The organism is Mycobacteriales bacterium (assembly GCA_035995165.1).
GTDB lineage: Bacteria > Actinomycetota > Actinomycetes > Mycobacteriales > CADCTP01 > CADCTP01.
Genome location: DASYKU010000046.1, coordinates 1 through 18360, shown reverse-complemented (window position 1 = coordinate 18360; position 18360 = coordinate 1). Strand labels below are relative to the sequence as shown.

The following is an 18360-nucleotide window of genomic DNA, read 5'->3' as shown; positions in this document are numbered from 1 at the left end:
GTGCCCCCGGCAGGATTCGAACCTGCGCCCCTGCCTCCGGAGGGCAGTGCTCTATCCCCTGAGCTACGGGGGCTCAGCGACCGGTAAAGACTAGCAGGACGGTGCGGCGTGCCGTGCGCGGCGGGGATCCCGGCTACGGTGACGGGCGTGCCGGAGCGTCCGCCCCGGGTGCTGGTCGTCGACGACGAGGCCGTCATCCGCCAGTTGATCGTGATCAACCTCGAACTCGAAGGGTTCGAGGTGCACGAGGCCGTGGACGGGCTCGACGCGCTGGAGAAGGCGCGGGAGCTCGATCCGGACGTGGTCACGCTGGACGTGATGATGCCGCGGCTGGACGGGATCGCGGCCGCGCGGCGGCTGCGGACGGATCCGGCGACGAGCCGGGCCCGGATCGTGCTGATCAGCGCGCGGACGCGGCCCGCGGACCTGGACCGGGGGAGCGACGCCGGCGCCGACGCCTACGTGACCAAACCGTTCGACCCGGACGAGGTCGTCGACGCCGTCCGCCGCCTCGCCGACACCTCCGCCGGCTGAGCCGGGCTGAGCCGGGCTGAGCCGGGCTGACGCCGGCTGAGGCGGGCTGACGCCGGCTGAGCCGGGCGGTTCAGCTCAGGGGCTGGGCGCCGCGTTCGCGGAGCATCTGCTCCATCGTCACGACCTCGTTCTGCTGGCCGATGACGATCTTCCCGGCCAGGTCCCGGACGTAGGACTCGGAGGCGTGCGCCGCGCCGTACTGCGCCATCTCCAGGCCGCCCTTGTGGTGGCGGATCATCAGCTGCAGGAAGTAGACGTCCATCGCCTTCCCGCGCAGCGACTTGAGCCTGGCCAGCTCGGCCGTCGTCGCCATGCCCGGCATGAGCTGCCCGGGCGCGATCGTGTGATCCATCCACGCCATCTGCGGGATGTCGGTCTCCGGCGTCTGGTTCCAGCTCTGCAGCCAGCCGTTCATCTGGCCGATCTGCGCGGTCTGGCCGGTCTCGATGTCGAAGGCGAGCAGCCGGACGTCCGGGTCGGTGGTGTTGTCCCGCACGACCTGCGCCATCTGCACGGCCTGCCCGTGGTGGGTGGCCATGTCGCGCGCGAAGCCGGCGTCGACCGAGTCGACCGCGGGCGCCTTGTTCGTCCCGAAGCCGGTCAGCACCGTCCCGGCCGCCCCCACCGCCAGCAGCGCGACCGCGCAGGCCAGCCCGAGGATGACGAGCAGCCAGCGCGGTCGCCGGTAGTCGTACTCGACGGGGGCCGTCTCGGTGTCCTGGTCCAGGGTCGCCACGGTTCCAGTGTCCACCTTCCCGGTTGCAGGGCGCCGGGGCCGACGCCCTGCCGCGGAGAACTCAGCCCGCCGTCGAGGTCGCCGTCGGCGCCGCTCCCGACGTGGTCGGGTCCGGCGGGGTCGGGTTGGCCTTGAAGTCCGGGTTCGCACAGCTCGCGCCGAACTCCGGGGTGACCGACGAGTTCAGCCGCAGGTCGGTGATGAACTGGTCGACCCGCGGATCGGACGCGCTGGTCACGAACAGCTGGTGGCCCCAGGACTGCAGCGACACCGCCGTCTTGAGCCCCGGGTACGGGCTCATGGCCATGTAGCCGATCCCGTCGACCTTCTTCTTCAGCGCCGCGACCTGGTCCGCGGCCAGGTCGGGCTGGTAGGTCACCCAGACCGCGCCGTGCTCCAGCATGTGCACCGCGTTCTCGTTGCGCAGCGGGCTCGGGTAGACCGTTCCGTTGCAGTCGGCCCAGGTCGGGTCGTGGTCGCCCCCGAACGGCGGGCTGTCGGTGTAGGCCACGACGCCCTGCACGTGGTTCCGGCTGGGGAAGTCCTTCACCACCATGCCGGAGATGGCCTTGGCGTCGTTCGCCTTGGCCTCGGGGCTGTTCTGGTTGGACTTGTTGACCCGGAACACCGCGTAACCGATGACGAGACCGGCGAAGAGCACCACGACCAGGGTGAGCGCGATCAGGCCCCACGGCTTGGGCTTGGCCACCATGATCGGCGGCGGCGGCTTGCGACCGGATCGCCCCCCGCCGGCTGCCCGTCCGGGCGGAGTGCTCTTGCGAGGAGTGGTCGTCTTCTTCTTCGGCGGCATCCGGGCGCTCTCGATCCAATGGGGTCAACGACGAGCCACATCGTACGGGCGCGGGCTTAAAGCGCTGTGAGGTCGTCCCCGGTCGCTCAGTAGCATTGGCCAGGTGACCCCCGAGGAGCTCTCCGCCGCCGTACTCGGCGCCGTCCGCGCCGCCGTCGAGGCCGGCGACCTGGCCGTACCGGTCCCGGACAGCGTGGTCGTGGAGCGCCCGAAGTCCCGCGAGCACGGCGATTACGCCACCAACGTGGCGCTGCGGCTGGCCAAGCCGGCCGGCCGGCGCCCGCGGGAGGTCGCGGAGCTGGTCGCGGCCCGGCTGCGCGAGCACGCGCAGATCGACCGGGTCGACATCGCCGGCCCCGGCTTCCTCAACGTGACGCTGGCCAAGGACGCGCTGGCCGGGCTGATCCGGAGGGTCCTGGAGCGGGGCCCGGCGTACGGGCGGGGAGAGGTGCTGGCCGGCCGGCACCTCAACCTGGAGTACGTCTCGGCCAACCCGACCGGCCCGCTGCACCTGGCCCACGCCCGCTGGGCCGCGACCGGCGACTCGCTGGCCCGGCTGCTCACCGCGGCCGGCGCCGAGGTGACCCGGGAGTACTACTTCAACGACGCCGGCGCCCAGATCGACCGGTTCAGCGCCTCCCTGGTCGCCGCCGCGACCGGCGCACCGACCCCGGAGAACGGCTACTCCGACGGCTACATCGACGAGATCGCCGCCGCCGTGGTCGCGGCGAACCCGGACGTGCTGGAACAGCCGGAGGAGAAGCGGACCGAGGTCTTCCGGGCCGAGGGCATCGAGCTGATGCTGGCCTCGATCAAGAAATCGCTGGCCGGCTTCGGCGTCGAGTACGACGTCTACTTCTCCGAGGCGACCCTGCACGCGAACGGCGAGATCACCGAGGCCGTCGACCGGCTGCGGGCGCAGGGTCACGTGTTCGAGGCCGACGGTGCGGTCTGGCTGCGGACCACGGAGTTCGGCGACGACAAGGACCGGGTGCTGGTCCGCTCCGACGGCCGGCCGACCTACTTCAACGCCGACTGCGCGTACTACCTCGACAAGCGGCGGCGGGGCGCGGACCGGGCGGTCGTCCTGCTCGGCGCCGACCACCACGGCTACGTGGGCCGGATGCGGGCGATCGCGGCCGGCTTCGGCGACGACCCGGACGAGACCGTCGAGATCATCATCGGCCAGCTGGTCATCCTGCGGGGCGGCCGGATGAGCCGGCGGGCCGGCAACCTGGTCCTGCTGGACGAGGTGCTGGACCTGATCGGCGCCGACGCCACCCGGTACGCGATGGTGCGCTGGTCGATGGACTCGCCGATCGACATCGACGTGGACGTCTGGGCCAGCCGCACCAACGACAACCCCGTCTTCTACGTGCAGTACGCGCACGCCCGGCTCGCCTCGATCGCCCGCAACGCGGCCGAGCTCGGGGTCACGCTGCCGGCGCCGGATGCGATCGACTACGGCCTGCTCGCGCACGAGCGGGAGGGCGACCTGCTGCGGGCGCTGGGCGAGTTCCCCCGGGTGATCGCGACCGCGGCCGAGCTGCGCGCGCCGCACCGGCTGGCCCGCTACCTGGAGGAGCTGGCCGGGACCTACCACCGGTTCTACGACGGCTGCCGGGTGCTGCCGGGCGACCACCCCGACTCGCCCGGGCCGGAGCTGGTGCACGCGCGGCTGGCGCTGTGCGCGGCGACCCGGATCGTGCTGGAGAACGGTCTCGGCCTGCTCGGCGTCTCCGCCCCGGACCGGATGTGAGCGAGCGCGAGCGCGCGCAGCGCGAGCGGGGAACGACGAGGGCCCTGTCCGAGGAGCGGGGCCAGTGAGGACCCACGAGGCCGGCGCCCTGCACGCCGACGTCACCGAGTCGCCGTCGAGCCTGCTGGCGCCGCCGGCCGACCCGGCCGCGCTGGCGACCACGGTCTGGCCGAGCACGGCGACCCGGGCCGACGGCGGCGCGCTCACCGTCGGCGGGGTGGACGTCCGCGACCTGGCCACCGAGTACGGCACCCCGGCGTACGTGCTGGACGAGGCCGACTTCCGGTCCCGCTGCCGCGACTTCGTGCAGGCGTTCGCGGGTGCCGACGTGCACTACGCGGCCAAGGCGTTCTGCTCGCTGGCCTCGCTGCGCTGGATCGCCGAGGAGGGCCTCGGTCTCGACGTCTGCTCCGGCGGCGAGCTGGCCGCGGCGCTGCGGGCCGGCGTCCCGGTCGACCGGATCGCCTTCCACGGCAACAACAAGTCGATCGCCGAGCTGGAGCAGGCCCTGGAGTCCGGCGTCGGCCGCGTCGTCGTCGACTCGTACGCGGAGATAGCCCGGCTCGCGTGGCTGGCCGAGGAGCGCGGGGTCCGGCAGCCGGTGCTGGTCCGGGCCACGGTCGGCGTCGAGGCGCACACCCACGAGTTCATCGCGACCGCGCACGAGGACCAGAAGTTCGGCTTCTCGGTCGCCGGCGGGGACGCGTTCGAGGCCTGCCGCCGGGTTCTCGACCACCCCTCGCTGGAGCTGGTCGGCGTGCACTCGCACATTGGCTCGCAGATCTTCGACACCTCCGGCTTCGAGATCTCCGCGCACCGGGCGGTGGCGCTGCTGGTCCGGCTGCGGGACGAGCTGGACGCGTCGCCGGCGTACCTGGACCTCGGGGGTGGGTTCGGCATCGCGTACACGTCGGCGGACACGCCGATGGACGTGCCGGCGCTGGCGGCCTCGATGCGTGACATCGTGGCCCGCGAGTGCCGCGCGGCCGGGCTGGAGACGCCGAAGCTCGCGGTCGAGCCGGGCCGCGCGATCGCCGGTCCGGCCGCGATCACGATCTACGAGGTCGGCACGGTCAAGGACACCCCGCACCGGCGGTACGTCTCCGTCGACGGCGGCATGAGCGACAACATCCGCACCGCCCTGTACGACGCGCAGTACACCTGCGTGCTCGCCTCCCGCGTCAGCGAGGTGCCACCGATGCTCAGCCGCGTCGTCGGGAAGCACTGCGAGAGCGGGGACATCGTCGTGCGCGACACCTGGCTGCCCGGCGACGTCGTGCCGGGCGACCTGGTCGCGGTCGCGGCCACCGGGGCGTACTGCCGGGCGCTGGCCAGCAACTACAACCACCAGCCCCGCCCACCGGTGGTCGCGGTCGCCGACCGCGCCTCCCGGCTGGTGGTCCGGCGGGAGACCGTCGAGGACCTGCTCCGGCTGGACGTGCCCTGATGACCCGCAACCGCAGCACCTGGCTGCTCGTGATCCTGGCCCTGCTCGTGATCCTGCTGGCCACGACCGGCGAGGGCGGCGGCTCGATCGTCGCCACCCTCGTCGCCGGCATCGTCGTCGTCTGGCTCGTGTTCGGCGTGATCTTCCGGCGGCGCCGGTGAGGGTCGCGCTGCTCGGCTGCGGCACCGTGGGCAGCGAGGTCGTCCGGCTGCTCGACGAGCAGGCCGCCGACCTCACCGCCCGCGTCGGCTCGCCGTTGGAGGTGGTCGGCATCGCCGTGCGCCGCCCGGGCCGGCACCCCGGCATCCCGGCGGAGCTGCTCACCACCGACGCGCAGTCGCTGGTCGAGCGTCCGGACGTGGACGTCGTGGTCGAGGTGATCGGCGGCCTCGAGCCGGCCCGCACGCTGCTGCTGTCGGCGATGAAGTCCGGCAAGTCGGTGGTGACCGCGAACAAGGCGCTGCTGGCCGAGGACGGCGCGACCCTGCACGCGGCCGCCCGCGACGCCGGCGTCGACCTCTACTACGAGGCCTCCGTGGCCGGCGCGATCCCGCTGCTGCGCCCGCTGCGGGAGTCGCTGGCCGGCGACCGGATCAACCGGGTGCTCGGCATCGTCAACGGCACCACCAACTTCGTGCTGTCCCGGATGGACTCGACCGGAGCCGGGTTCGCCGACGCGCTGGCCGAGGCCACCGCCCTGGGGTACGCGGAGGCCGACCCGACCGCCGACGTGGACGGCTTCGACGCCGCCTCCAAGGCCGCGATCCTGGCCGGGCTGGCTTTCCACACCCGGGTCACCGCCGCCGACGTCTACCGCGAGGGCATCTCGGCCGTGACCGCCGCCGACGTCGCCTCGGCCCGGGCGATGGGCTGCACGGTCAAGCTGCTGGCGATCTGCGACCGGACCGAGGACTCCGTCGGGGTCCGGGTGCACCCGGCGATGATCCCGCGGACGCACCCGCTGGCCAGCGTCGGCGACGCCTTCAACGCCGTGTACGTCGAGGCCGAGGCGGCCGGGCAGCTGATGTTCTACGGCCGCGGCGCCGGCGGTGCCCCGACCGCCTCCGCGGTGCTCGGCGACCTGGTCGCGGTGGCCCGCAACCGGCTGTCCGGGGGTCGCGGCGCGGGCGAGTCGGCGTACGCGGACCTGCGGGTGCGGCCGGTGGGGGAGTCGCCGACGCGCTACCACATCTCCCTCGACGTGGCCGACCGGCCGGGCGTGCTGGCCTCCGTCGCGCTGGCGTTCGCGGCCCACGAGGTGAGCATCTCCACGGTCCGCCAGTCCGGCCGCGGCGACGACGCGACGCTCGTCCTGGTCACCCACACCGCGCCGGACGCGGCCCTCGCCGCCACCGTCGAGGACCTGCGCAACCTCCCCATCGTCCGCGAGGTCGCCTCCGTAATGCGCGTCGAACAGGGCTGAACGCTCGCTACTCTCTTCGGGTGACCATCGAGGCGACTCGTTCCATCGGATGGCCGGGCGTGATCGAGGCGTACCGGGACCGGCTGCCGGTCGAGGCCGGCACCCGGGTGGTGACGCTGCTCGAGGGCGGTACGCCGCTGCTGCCGGCCCCGACGCTGTCGGCGAGGACCGGCTGCGACGTCTGGCTCAAGGTCGAGGGGCTGAACCCGACCGGGTCGTTCAAGGACCGCGGCATGACGGTGGCGATCACGCAGGCGCTCGCGGCCGGGTCGCAGGCCGTCATCTGCGCCAGCACCGGCAACACCTCGGCCGCGGCCGCGGCGTACGCGGTGCGGGCCGGGCTGACCTGCGCGGTGCTGGTGCCGGCGGGCAAGATCGCGCTCGGCAAGCTGGCCCAGGCGCTGGTGCACGGCGCGAAGCTGCTGCAGGTCGACGGCGGCTTCGACGACTGCCTCACGGTTGCCCGCGAGCTGTCCGAGAACTACCCGGTCACGCTGGTCAACTCGGTGAACCCGGACCGGATCGAGGGCCAGAAGACGGCCGCGTTCGAGATCTGCGACGTGCTCGGCCGGGCCCCGGACGTGCACTGCCTGCCGGTCGGCAACGCCGGCAACATCACGGCGTACTGGAAGGGCTACACCGAGTACGAGCGGGGGCGCCCGCGGATGCTCGGCTTCCAGGCCGCCGGGGCCGCGCCGATCGTGACCGGGGTCCCGGTACCGCGCCCGACCACGATCGCGACCGCGATCCGGATCGGCAACCCGGCGTCCTGGGCCCAGGCGGTGGCCGCTCGGGACGAGTCCGGCGGGTCGATCACCGCGGTGACAGACCGGGAGATCCTCTCCGCGTACCGGCTGCTGGCCCGGTCCGAGGGCGTGTTCGTGGAGCCGGCCTCGGCCGCCAGCGTGGCCGGGCTGCTCACCGCGGGGCTGGAGCCGGGCCGGACCGTGGTCTGCACGGTCACCGGCAACGGGCTCAAGGACCCGGACTGGGCGATCTCCGGTGCGCCGGCCCCGGTGACGGTCCCCGTCGACGCGACCGCCGCCGCAGCATCGCTCGGCCTGGCCTGACCGGTAGCCTGCCGCGGTGGCGAGAGCGGTGACACGGGCGTCCCGGGTGGCGTTCCGGGCCGCCCCGGTGCGGGTACGGGTGCCCGCGACGAGCGCGAACCTCGGCCCCGGCTTCGACGCGCTCGGCCTCGCCCTCGGTCTCTACGACGACGTCGTGGTCCGCGTCGCCGAGGAGGGCCTGTACGTCGACGTGGCCGGCGAGGGCGCCGACAGCGTCCCGCGGACCCGCCGACACCTCGTCGTCCGGGCCCTGCAGGCCGGGTTCGACGCGCTCGGCGGCCAGCCGCGCGGGCTCGAGGTGGTCTGCGCGAACCGGATCCCGCACAGCCGCGGGCTCGGCTCGTCCGCGGCCGCGATCGTGGCCGGGCTCACGGCCGCCCGCGCGCTGGTGCTCGGCGGCGAGGAGACCCTCGACGACGACGCGCTGCTCGGGCTCGCGGCCGAGCTGGAGGGCCACCCCGACAACGTGGCCGCCTGCCTGCTCGGCGGCCTGACCCTGGCCTGGACCCCGGCCGACGGCCCGGCCCAGGCGATCCGGCTGCCGGTCAGCCCGGCGCTGCGGCCGGTGGTGTTCGTGCCGAGCACCACCTCGTCCACGGCCAAGGCCCGCAAGCTGCTGCCCGAGACCGTGCCGCACGCGGACGCCGCGCGGAACGCCGCCCGCTCGGCGCTGCTCGTGCACGCGCTCGCGGCCGAGCCCTCGTTGCTGCTCACGGCGACCGAGGACCGGCTGCACCAGCCGTACCGGGCGCCGGCCCAGGCCCGGACGGCCGGGCTGGTGGAGGCCTTGCGGGCGGACGCCGTACCGGCCGTGGTGTCCGGGGCGGGGCCGTCGGTGCTGGCGTTCGCCGGGGCCGCCGACGACCTCTCGTCGTACACGCCCCGGGGGTGGGCGATGGAGGTGCTGCCGGTCGACCACGGCGGCGCCACCCAGCTCGCCCTGGCCGGCTGAAGACCTGCGGGAACACGCTGATGGGGGTTGTTGTTGCCCGTGTGGCAGCACAGCGTCTAGGCTTCTGGTCACCAGCCGCCCGAGGGTGCGCCTTCGGCGGGGTCTCTGGGTTCCTGCATCGCAGATTGGTGCTTAACCAGAGCTGGGCCCGTTGTCCCGTCCTTCACAGAGTTCCCCGGGTTCTCTGAGGAGTTTCAGCGAGGCTGCCACACCGTTCGCCGCGAGGCGGACCTTCACCGGCCGGAACGGCCGGTAGTTCGACCCCGGCCGCGGTTGATCCCGGCCGACGAAGGGACAACAACCGTGAGCGACACCACGGACTTCCTGACCGATTCCGGTCAGGCCGCCGAGCCCGGCCCGAGCACCGCTCAGGCCACCGAGACCCGCCCGCGCCGCCGTGCTGCCGGACTGTCCGGCATGCTGCTGCCCGAGCTCCAGGGCCTCGCCGCCTCGCTCGGCATCACCGGCACCGGCCGGATGCGCAAGGGCGAGCTGGTCGCCGCCATCCAGGCCAAGCAGGGTGGTAACGGCGCCGGTCAGGGCGCTGCCGCCAGCACTGCGCCGGCGCAGGACCAGCTGCCGCTGGGCAGCGGCACCTCGACCATCACCCTCCCCGCGACCGGGCAGCCGGACGCCGTTCCGGCGGCCGCGGCGTCCGCGCCGCCGGCCCGGACCCGGCAGCGGCGTACCGCCAGCCGGCCTGCCGGCAGCCCGGAGGCGGTGACCACGAGCGACACCGCCGCGACCGACACGGCTGCGACCGACACGGCTGCGACCGGCACGGCTGCGACCGGCACGGCTGCACCCGAGGCGCCCGTCACCGAGCGGCCGTCCGGTGACCGTCCGGCTACCGAGCGTCCGGCTACCGAGCGTCCGGCCTCCGAGCGTCCGGCTCGCCGGGAGCGCGGCGAGGGCCGTACCCGTACCGAGGGTTCCGGCCGCGCCGAGGGTGACAGCGGGACCCGGACCGAGGGCGACCGACCGGCCGGCGACCGCCCCGAGGGCGAGCGCGGCCCGCGCCGCGAGCGCACCGACAGCCGCACCGACCGGTCCGAGGCGGGCGACGGCGAGCAGGGCGAGGGTGGCCGTACCGACACCCGGCGCCGCGCCGAGCGCACCGACCGGTCCGAGGCGGGCGACGGCGAGCAGGGTGACGGTGGCCGTACCGACACCCGGCGCCGCGACCGCACCGAGACCCGCGCCGACCGTACCGACCGGTCCGAGCAGGGCGACGGCGAGCAGGGTGACGGTGGCCGCACCGACAGCCGGCGCCGCGAGCGCACCGACCAGCGCGCGGCCCAGGGCGGCGGCAACGACAACCGCACCGACAACCGCACCGACAACCGGGCCACCCGCACCGACGGCCGGAACGAGAACCGGAACGAGAACCGGAACGACACCCGCAACGGCCCCGCGGATGACGACGACGACTTCGACGGGCGCGGCGGCTCCCGCCGGCGCGGCCGGTTCCGCGACCGCAACCGCCGCGGCCGTACCGGGGGCACCGGCGAACGCTTCGCCGGCGACCAGGTCGAGCCGACCATCTCCGAGGACGACGTCCTGCTGCCGGTCGCCGGCATCCTCGACATCCTCGACAACTACGCGTTCGTCCGGACCTCCGGCTACCTGACCGGTCCGAACGACGTGTACGTCTCCCTCGCCCAGGTCCGCCGGCACGGCCTGCGCCGCGGCGACGCGGTCACCGGCGCGGTGAAGCAGCCGCGCGAGGGGGAGCGGCGCGACAAGTACAACGCGCTGGTCCGGCTGGACACGATCAACGGGATGGACCCGGAGCAGGCCAAGAACCGGCCCGAGTTCATGAAGCTGACCCCGCTCTACCCGCAGGACCGCCTGCGGCTGGAGACGGAGCCGCACCTGCTCACCCCGCGCGTGATCGACCTGGTCATGCCGATCGGCAAGGGCCAGCGGGCGCTGATCGTCAGCCCGCCGAAGGCCGGCAAGACCATGATCATGCAGGCCATCGCCAACGCGGTCACCACGAACAACCCGGAATGCCACCTCATGGTCGTCCTCGTGGACGAGCGGCCGGAGGAGGTCACCGACATGCAGCGCGCGGTGAAGGGCGAGGTGATCGCGAGCACGTTCGACCGGCCGCCGACGGACCACACCACGGTCGCGGAGCTGTCGATCGAGCGGGCGAAGCGGCTGGTCGAGCTCGGCCACGACGTGGTCGTGCTGCTGGACAACATCACCCGGCTCGGCCGGGCGTACAACCTGGCGGCGCCGGCCTCCGGCCGGATCCTGTCCGGTGGTGTCGACTCGACCGCGCTCTACCCGCCGAAGCGGTTCCTCGGCGCGGCCCGCAACATCGAGAACGGCGGCTCGCTGACCATCCTGGCGACCGCACTGATCGAGACCGGGTCGACGATGGACACCGTGATCTTCGAGGAGTTCAAGGGCACCGGTAACGCCGAGCTCATCCTCTCCCGCAAGATCGCCAACAAGCGGGTCTTCCCGGCGGTGGACGTGATCCAGTCCAGCACCCGCAAGGAGGAGATCCTGCTGGCGCCGGACGAGCTGGCGATCGTGCACAAGCTGCGCCGGGTGCTCAACGCGCTGGACCCGGAGTCGGCGATCGAGCTGCTGCTGGACCGGCTCAAGCAGAGCCGGACCAACATCGAGTTCCTGATGCAGATCGCGAAGTCCACGCCGGGCCAGGACTGAGTTGATCAAGGTCCTGCAAGGCCCGCGGGTCACTCTCCGGCCGCTCGACGAGCGGGACGTGGACGACCAGTTGCGGGCCGTGCAGGACCCGGAGGCGCTCCGGCTCACCGGGACGCACCGGAGCTTCACCCGGGTCGACATCGAGCAGTGGTGCCGGAGCCGGGCCGAGGCCCCGGACCGGTACGACTGGGCGATCGTCGACGCCGACGGCGGCGGCTGGCTCGGCGACTGCGCGCTGAACCACATCGACGAGGACAACCGGTCGGCGAGCTGGCGGATCGCCCTGGAGCGGAGGCTCGGCCAGGGCCTCGGCACCGAGGCGACCGGGCTGGCGCTGGACTTCGCGTTCGGCGAGCTCGGTCTGTACCGGGTCGAGCTGGAGGTCTTCGACTTCAACCTCCGGGCCCAGAAGTCGTACGCGAAGAGCGGTTTCACGGTCGAGGGGGTCAAGCGCGGCGGCCTGCTCTGGGACGGCCTACGGCACGACGTGATCTGCATGGCCGCGCTCGCCCCGGCCGGGAATCCCCAGGCCGGAGGCACTGTTCAGGAGGCAGTGCGCCGATCTGGCACACTGTCGCACGACCTCGGCTCCGGTTCACGCCACGTACGACCCGGCGACCCGGCGGCCACCGACGAGAGGACCCATTCGTGAAGCCCGGAATCCACCCTGACTACGTCGAGACGACTGTGACCTGCTCCTGCGGGTCCACGTTCACGACGCGGAGCACCGCTCCCAACGGCGTCATCCACGCCGACGTCTGCTCGCAGTGCCACCCGTTCTACACGGGCAAGCAGAAGATCCTCGACACCGGCGGCCGTGTGGCCCGGTTCGAGCAGCGCTACGGCAAGCGGACGCGCACCGGCAGCAACTAGCTACCCCGACGGCGCCCACTCCCTCAGACGGGAGCGGGCGCCGTTGCCGTATCAGGAGATGATCATGGAAACCCCGGAGAGCCTGCCCGCGCTGCTCGCCGAGCACGCCGAGCTGGAGCGCAGGCTCGCCGACCCGTCCGTGCACACCGACCAGGCGCTGGCCCGGCGGCTCGGCCGGCGGTACGCCGAGCTGGGCCAGATCGTGGAGACCGCGCGCCAGCTCGAGGCGACCCAGGGCGACCTGGCCACCGCGCGTGAGCTGGCCGGCGAGGACGCGTCGTTCGCGGTCGAGGCCACCGAGCTCGCGACCCGCGAGACGGCGCTGCAGGAGAAGCTGCGGGAGCTGCTGCTGCCCCGCGACCCGAACGACGGCAAGGACGTGATCCTGCAGGTCAAGGCCGGTGAGGGCGGCGACGAGTCGGCGTTGTTCGCGGGCGACCTGCTGCGGATGTACCTGCGCTACGCCGAGCGGCAGGGCTGGAAGACCGAGGTCCTCGACTCCGAGCAGTCCGACCTCGGCGGCTACAAGGACGTCACCGTCGCGATGCGCGGCAAGGCCGATGCGGGCGTGTGGCGGCACCTGAAGTACGAGGGCGGGGTGCACCGGGTGCAGCGGGTGCCCGCGACCGAGTCGCAGGGCCGCATCCACACCAGCGCCGCCGGCGTGCTCGTGCTGCCCGAGGCCGAGGAGGTCGACGTCCAGATCGACCCGTCCGACCTGCGCATCGACGTCTACCGCTCCTCCGGCCCGGGCGGCCAGAGCGTGAACACCACCGACTCGGCCGTCCGGATCACGCACGTGCCGACCGGCACCGTGGTCTCGATGCAGAACGAGAAATCGCAGTTGCAGAACCGGGAGGCCGGCCTGCGCGTGCTGCGGTCCCGGCTGCTCGCGCTGGCGCAGGAGGAGGCGGACAAGGAGGCCTCCGACGCCCGCCGCTCCCAGGTCCGTACGGTCGACCGCAGCGAGCGGGTGCGAACGTACAACTTCCCGGAGAACCGGATCTCCGACCACCGGGTCGGCTACAAGGCCTACAACCTGGACCAGGTCCTCGACGGCAGCCTGGAGGACGTGATCGCGGCGCTGGAGAAGGCCGACACGGACGCGCTGCTGCGCGGCGATGCGGGAAGTTAGGGCCGCCACCCGGCTGCTGGCCGACGCCGGGGTCGCCAGCCCGCGCCACGACGCCGAGGAGCTGGCCGCGCACGTGCTGGGAGTCCCGCGGTCCCGGCTGGTCCTGCTGGACCGACTGCCGGCCGATGCCGCCGGCCGGTACGCGGAGCTGGTCCGGGAGCGGGCCGCCCGGGTGCCGCTGCAGCACCTGACCGGGGTGGCCGGCTTCCGGCGGCTGGAGCTGGCGGTCGGGCCCGGGGTGTTCATCCCGCGGCCGGAGACCGAGGTGCTCGTCGACTGGGCGCTGGCCCGGCTCGCGCCCGGGGACCTGGTGGTCGACCTCTGCGCCGGGTCCGCGGCGATCGCGCTGGCGATCGCGGACGAGGCCCCGGGCGTCCGGGTGCACGCGGTCGAGCTGGAGGAGCACGCGCTGGCCTGGGCCGCGCGCAACGTGACCCGGACCGGGCTGCCGGTGACCCTGCACCGGGGCGACGTGGCCGACCCGTCCGTGCTGGCAGCGCTGGACGGGACCGTGGACCTGGTCACGGCGAACCCGCCGTACATCCCGGTCGGGGCCGCCGGGGTGGAGCGGGAGGTGGCCGAGCACGACCCGCCGGCCGCGTTGTGGGGCGGCGAGGACGGTCTGGTCACCGTACGGGCGGTCGAGCGGGCCGCGGCCCGGCTGCTCGGGCCGGGCGGGCTGGTCGCCGTCGAGCACGCCGACCTGCAGGGCGAGTCGGTGCCGGCGGTGTTCGCGCGGGCCGGCTGGGCCGAGGTGGAGGATCATCCCGACCTGGTCGGCCGGGCCCGCTTCACCACTGCCCGCAGGATCTGATCGTCCCGAGTCCGCCCCAGCCCTGGCGGCCGGGTGCGGCGGGCTGGCCGTGCCGGTGGACGTCGCCGATCCCGGGCAACCGGCCGGCGCCGCGGCGACCGTACGGGACCGGCTCGGGCGACCCGACCTCGTCGTCGCCACGCGGGCGTCCTGCTCACCGACCCCGGCGCCGACGCCGATCCGGCGGCGACCGCGGCCATGGTGACCACGAATCTCACCGGCGCGGCTGTCCTGGACGACCAGCGCGGCGGGCGCGGCCGGCCGGGGCGGGCCCGGGTCGGGTCGCGGCGCCCCGGGGACGACCGGGCGCCGCGACCCGGGTCTCAGGCCGCGACCCGGAGCGCCGCCCGGCGCAGCCGGGGGCAGGGCGGGACGCCGAGCTCGGCCGCCAGCAGCGCCCGGGCCTGCTCGTAGCGCACCAGCGCCGCGTCCGGCCGCCCGGCCGCGGCGAGCAGCTCGACCAGCCGCGCCTGCACCATCTCCTCGTACGGGTCGCAGGAGGTGTAGGTCTCCAGCGGCCCGATCCCCAGCTCCGGCCGCCCGGTCGCCTCGGCCACGTCGGCCAGCTCCAGGCAGCGCCGCAGCACCAGCCGCTCGGCCCCGAGCACGAGCGGGTCGGACCGGCCGAGCCGGATGACGTCGGCCAGCACGGGCCCGCGGTAGCGGTCCAGCGCCGCGGCCAGCCGCAGGCACCGCTCCGCCGCCGGTTCCTCCGGCGCGCCCGGCTCGCCCAGCCGGTCGAGATCGAGGTCGAAGTCGTGCACCAGCCGGTAGCCGCAGCCTTCCCGGCGGACCTCGGCCGCCAGGCCGACCTCGTCGAGCCACCCGCGCAGCCGGGTCACGGCCACGTGCACCGACGCCGGCCGGGTGTGCCCGGCCCGGTCGTCCCACACCACCGAGATGAGCCGGTCGACGGACAGCGGCTCGCGACCCGCGAGCAGCAGCACGCCGAACAGACCGCGGACCACCTCCGCGCGTGGCGCTTCCTGTGGCCGGGTCCCGACCTGCACGGACAGTGACCCGAGAACCCCGACCCGTATGGATCCGGTCATGTCTCTCCCCACCCGAGAAAAGCCTTCGTGGGGTGGGACGCTTCAGAAGCCGGATAAGTTGGTCTTCGAGCAGGAACTGCCCCTTAGGGCAACCCATTCGAGACCTCGTCGTATCCTCGGGGCTTCCAGAAGACCAGATGAGGACTCAGCGCGGAGAAATGACTACAGACAGCTTCCGCGTGGTGGCCGACTCGCCCCACCGTACGGCCCGGGTCGCCGTCGCGGTCGCCGGGCAGCTGCGCGCCGGTGACGTCGTGCTCCTGTACGGCGACCTGGCCGCCGGCAAGACCACGTTCGTCACCGCCGCCGCGGCCGCGCTCGGCTCGCCGGACCAGGTGACCAGCCCGACGTTCATGCTGGCCCAGTTCTACGCCGGCGGGCGGGTGCCGGTGCTGCACCTCGACACCTACCGGCTCGCCGCGGTGGCCGAGTTCCGCGACCTCGGGCTGGACGAGCAGCTGGCCGACTCGGTGACGCTGGTCGAGTGGGGCGGCCTGGTCGAGGGCGAGCTGCCCGAGCACCTCGCGATCACGCTGGAGCCGGCCGGGGAGACCAGCCGCGCGATCACGGTGACCGCGCACGGGCCGCGCTGGGCCGGCGTACCGGGGCTGATCGAGAGCACGCTGCTGGCCGAGGCCGTCTGATGCTGACGCTGGCCCTCGAGACCTCCACCGCGACCTTCGCCGCCGCTCTCGCCACCGACGACGAGGTCGTCGCCGTCCGGGCGCTGGAGGGCGTGCCGCCGCAGCAGCGCGACCTGCCCGGGCTGGTGGCCGGGCTGCTCGCCGAGGCGGGCCGGGGCTTCGCCGACCTCGGCCGGATCGCCGTCGACGTCGGGCCGGGCAACCTGGCCGCGGTCCGGACCGGGGTCGCGTACGGCAACGGCCTGGCCTTCGCGCTCGGCATCGGCGTCGCCACCGCGGACTCGCTGGAGCTGATGGCCGCGCAGGCGGGCCCGGCCGTGCCGGTGCTCTGCCTGCGCAACGCCGGCGCCGGCCGCGCGTACGGCGGCTGGTTCGCCGGCGGGACCGCGACCTACCGGCACGGCCCGCTGGCCGAGGTGGTCGCGCTGGCCGGCGGGCCCGAGGTCGTGCTGGCCGGCGACTTCCGGACCGAGGCCGCCGAGCTGCTGCCCGGGGTGGTGGTGAAGGACTCCGGCCTCACCGGCCCCGACGTCCGGGTGCTGCGCCGGGTCACCGCCGGCCGGCCCACCCTCGACCCGACCCGGGAGCGCGCCGCGTCCCCGCTGACCGACACCTCGCCGCGCTTCGGCGGCTCGGAGGTCGCCGACGACGGCGGCCCGGAAGGCACAGGCACCGATGACTGACCCGGCCCCGGCGGTCGAGACCCTGCGGGCCGGCGGGATCGTGCTGCTGCCCACCGACACCGTGTACGGCCTGGCCGTCCACCCCGAGCACGGCGCCGACTCGCTGGCCCGGCTGTTCGCGATGAAGCGGCGGCCGCTGTCCCGCAACCTGCCGATCATGGTCGCCTCGCCGGACCAGGCCGAGGCGCTGGGCGCGCGGGTGACCGGGGCGGCCCGGCGGCTGCTGGCCGCGTTCTCGCCCGGCCCGCTCACGCTGGCCCTCGGGCTGGACCCGGAGCGGGCGCCGGCCTGGCTGGCCGGGCGGGACGAGATCGCGATCCGGATCCCGGACGACGTGTTCCTGCTCGACGTGCTGCGCCAGGCCGGGCCGCTGCTGGTGACCAGCGCCAACCTGCACGCGCAGGAGACGCCGGAGTCGATGCGGCAGGTGCTCGACCAGCTCGACGGCGCGCCCGACCTCGCCATCGACGGCGGCGACCGGGCGACGGTCCCGTCCACGCTGGTGAACTGCAACCTGCCGGCCCCCGCGGTCGAGCGGGTCGGCGCCGTCCCGGCCGAGCAGATCCAGAAGGTGCTGGCATGACCGCCGATCTCGTGCTGGGGATCGAGACGTCCTGCGACGACACGTCGGTCGCGCTGGTCGACCCGGCCGGGCAGGTGATCGCCGCCTCGACCGCGTCCCAGGTCGCGCTGCACAACCGTTACGGCGGCGTCTACCCGGAGCTGGCCAGCCGGGCCCACGTCGAGAAGATCCTGCCGACCGTACGGATGGTGCTGGAGGACTCCGGGGTGGACCCGCGCACGCTGCGGGCCATCGGCGTCACCCGCGGCCCCGGCCTGATCGGCTCGCTCATGGTCGGCGTCAGCACCGCGGCCGGCCTCGGCCAGGGCTGGGGCGTGCCGGTGCTCGGCATCAACCACCTGCGCGGGCACCTGCGCAGCGCGGACCTGGAGGAGCGCCGGGTCGACTACCCGGCCACGATCCTGCTGGTCTCCGGCGGGCACACGTTCCTGGCCGGGATGGCCGACCCGGCCACGATCACCCTGCTCGGGTCCACTGTGGACGACTCGGTGGGGGAGGCGTACGACAAGGTCGCCCGGATGCTCGGCCTCGGCTACCCCGGCGGCCCGGTGGTGGACAGGCTGGCGGCCACCGGGAGGCCGGTGTTCCCGTTCCCCCGGCCGATGCTGGCCGACGGGCTGAACTTCTCCTTCTCCGGGCTGAAGTCGGCGGTCGAGCGGTTCCTGGCCGCGAACCCGGACGCGCCGCCGGCCGACGTCGCGGCCAGCTTCGTGGCCGCGGTGCTGGAGGTGCTGGTGGCCAAGTGCCGCAAGGCGCTGGCCGAGAACCCGTCGAAGTGCCTGGTGATCGTCGGCGGGGTGGCGGCCAGCCCGCCGCTGCGGGAGGCGGCGGCGCAGCTGTGCGCCGAGGCCGGCGTACGCCTGAGCCTGCCCCCGCTGCGCTGGTCCACCGACAACGGCGCGATGATCGCGATGGCGACCTGGGACTACCTGGCCGCGGGCGAGCAGCTGCCGGCGCTCGCCACCACGTCCCTCTCGATCGAGAGTCTCTAAGTGTCTCTGGTCTTCAACTGCGCCGACGCGGCCGAGCGGGCCGAGGGCCTGGCCTCCGCGGTCGACTCGATCCGCCGCGGCGAGCTGGTCGTGATGCCGGTCGACGCCTCGTACGGGCTGGCCGCCGACGCCTTCCAGCCCGCCGCCGTCGACGCGCTGGCCGCCAG

The 18360-nt window shown here is 74.0% G+C and carries 19 protein-coding genes and 1 tRNA gene; 16 read left to right on the top strand and 4 right to left on the bottom strand.

The genetic code is table 11. The annotated features are described in order from the left end of the window. Position 1 precedes the first annotated feature (1 nt). A tRNA-Arg gene (locus tag VGP36_07470) sits at positions 2–73 on the bottom strand. A gap of 74 nt (positions 74–147) precedes the next feature. On the opposite strand from VGP36_07470, the gene VGP36_07465 reads away from it, so the two are divergent. After that, positions 148–534 carry a response regulator gene (locus tag VGP36_07465; protein ID HEV7654562.1) on the top strand — a complete coding sequence of 129 codons (387 nt, stop codon included), beginning with the start codon at positions 148–150 and terminating at the stop codon, positions 532–534. Positions 535–604: 70 nt separating this feature from the next. On the opposite strand, the gene VGP36_07460 is transcribed toward VGP36_07465, so the two are convergent. Both VGP36_07460 and VGP36_07455 read right to left on the bottom strand, forming a co-directional pair. After that, a complete protein-coding gene (locus VGP36_07460) occupies positions 605–1270 on the bottom strand; it encodes a DUF305 domain-containing protein (protein ID HEV7654561.1) in 666 nt (221 codons plus the stop codon). 61 nt (positions 1271–1331) lie between these two features. Continuing rightward, entirely contained in the window at positions 1332–1982 is a 651-nt protein-coding gene (locus tag VGP36_07455) for a DUF3105 domain-containing protein (GenBank protein HEV7654560.1), read from the bottom strand. Positions 1983–2184: 202 nt separating this feature from the next. Between VGP36_07455 and argS the strand changes: the two genes are divergently transcribed. The 11 genes from argS to prmC all read left to right on the top strand — a co-directional run bounded on the left by argS (position 2185) and on the right by prmC (position 14239). Beyond that, complete coding sequence (argS, locus tag VGP36_07450) at positions 2185–3840, top strand: arginine--tRNA ligase (protein ID HEV7654559.1); 1656 nt, start codon at positions 2185–2187, stop codon at positions 3838–3840. Between the two features lie 124 nt (positions 3841–3964). Further along, positions 3965–5287 carry a diaminopimelate decarboxylase gene (gene lysA / locus VGP36_07445; protein HEV7654558.1) on the top strand — a complete coding sequence of 441 codons (1323 nt, stop codon included), beginning with the start codon at positions 3965–3967 and terminating at the stop codon, positions 5285–5287. Then, positions 5287–5448 carry a hypothetical protein gene (locus VGP36_07440; protein HEV7654557.1) on the top strand — a complete coding sequence of 54 codons (162 nt, stop codon included), beginning with the start codon at positions 5287–5289 and terminating at the stop codon, positions 5446–5448. Before lysA ends, VGP36_07440 begins: the two co-directional genes overlap by 1 nt. Next, on the top strand, positions 5445–6710 hold the full coding sequence (locus VGP36_07435; GenBank protein ID HEV7654556.1) for a homoserine dehydrogenase: 1266 nt from the start codon (positions 5445–5447) through the stop codon (positions 6708–6710). The genes VGP36_07440 and VGP36_07435 overlap by 4 nt, the downstream gene beginning before the upstream one ends. Before the next feature lie 26 nt (positions 6711–6736). After that, complete coding sequence (thrC, locus tag VGP36_07430; GenBank protein HEV7654555.1) at positions 6737–7780, top strand: threonine synthase; 1044 nt, start codon at positions 6737–6739, stop codon at positions 7778–7780. A 16-nt stretch (positions 7781–7796) separates the two neighbouring features. Next, on the top strand, positions 7797–8732 hold the full coding sequence (thrB, locus tag VGP36_07425; protein HEV7654554.1) for a homoserine kinase: 936 nt from the start codon (positions 7797–7799) through the stop codon (positions 8730–8732). Between the two features lie 417 nt (positions 8733–9149). Next, positions 9150–11417: a transcription termination factor Rho gene (rho, locus tag VGP36_07420; GenBank protein ID HEV7654553.1), complete on the top strand. Its 2268-nt coding sequence runs from the start codon at positions 9150–9152 to the stop codon at positions 11415–11417. 1 nt (position 11418) lies between these two features. After that, positions 11419–12069 (top strand): GNAT family protein, encoded by a 651-nt coding sequence (locus tag VGP36_07415; GenBank protein HEV7654552.1) that lies wholly within the window; start codon positions 11419–11421, stop codon positions 12067–12069. Further along, entirely contained in the window at positions 12066–12290 is a 225-nt protein-coding gene (rpmE, locus tag VGP36_07410) for a 50S ribosomal protein L31 (GenBank protein ID HEV7654551.1), read from the top strand. The genes VGP36_07415 and rpmE overlap by 4 nt, the downstream gene beginning before the upstream one ends. 61 nt (positions 12291–12351) lie before the next feature. Continuing rightward, entirely contained in the window at positions 12352–13425 is a 1074-nt protein-coding gene (gene prfA, locus VGP36_07405) for a peptide chain release factor 1 (protein HEV7654550.1), read from the top strand. Then, positions 13412–14239, top strand: coding sequence for a peptide chain release factor N(5)-glutamine methyltransferase (prmC, locus tag VGP36_07400; protein ID HEV7654549.1), 828 nt, complete (start codon positions 13412–13414; stop codon positions 14237–14239). Before prfA ends, prmC begins: the two co-directional genes overlap by 14 nt. Before the next feature lie 323 nt (positions 14240–14562). Here the strand turns inward: prmC and VGP36_07395 are convergent, their stop codons facing one another. Continuing rightward, a complete protein-coding gene (locus VGP36_07395) occupies positions 14563–15291 on the bottom strand; it encodes a BTAD domain-containing putative transcriptional regulator (GenBank protein ID HEV7654548.1) in 729 nt (242 codons plus the stop codon). A 182-nt stretch (positions 15292–15473) separates the two neighbouring features. Here VGP36_07395 and tsaE point away from each other — a divergent pair, with 182 nt between their 5' ends. Genes tsaE through tsaD form a run of 4 tightly spaced genes read left to right on the top strand, consistent with a single transcriptional unit; the run spans position 15474 to position 18193 of the window. Beyond that, positions 15474–15935: a tRNA (adenosine(37)-N6)-threonylcarbamoyltransferase complex ATPase subunit type 1 TsaE gene (gene tsaE / locus VGP36_07390; GenBank protein HEV7654547.1), complete on the top strand. Its 462-nt coding sequence runs from the start codon at positions 15474–15476 to the stop codon at positions 15933–15935. Beyond that, positions 15935–16618 (top strand): tRNA (adenosine(37)-N6)-threonylcarbamoyltransferase complex dimerization subunit type 1 TsaB, encoded by a 684-nt coding sequence (gene tsaB, locus VGP36_07385; GenBank protein HEV7654546.1) that lies wholly within the window; start codon positions 15935–15937, stop codon positions 16616–16618. Before tsaE ends, tsaB begins: the two co-directional genes overlap by 1 nt. Continuing rightward, positions 16611–17201 (top strand): L-threonylcarbamoyladenylate synthase, encoded by a 591-nt coding sequence (locus tag VGP36_07380; GenBank protein HEV7654545.1) that lies wholly within the window; start codon positions 16611–16613, stop codon positions 17199–17201. The genes tsaB and VGP36_07380 overlap by 8 nt, the downstream gene beginning before the upstream one ends. Next, on the top strand, positions 17198–18193 hold the full coding sequence (tsaD, locus tag VGP36_07375; GenBank protein ID HEV7654544.1) for a tRNA (adenosine(37)-N6)-threonylcarbamoyltransferase complex transferase subunit TsaD: 996 nt from the start codon (positions 17198–17200) through the stop codon (positions 18191–18193). The genes VGP36_07380 and tsaD overlap by 4 nt, the downstream gene beginning before the upstream one ends. Positions 18194–18360: the final 167 nt, after the last annotated feature.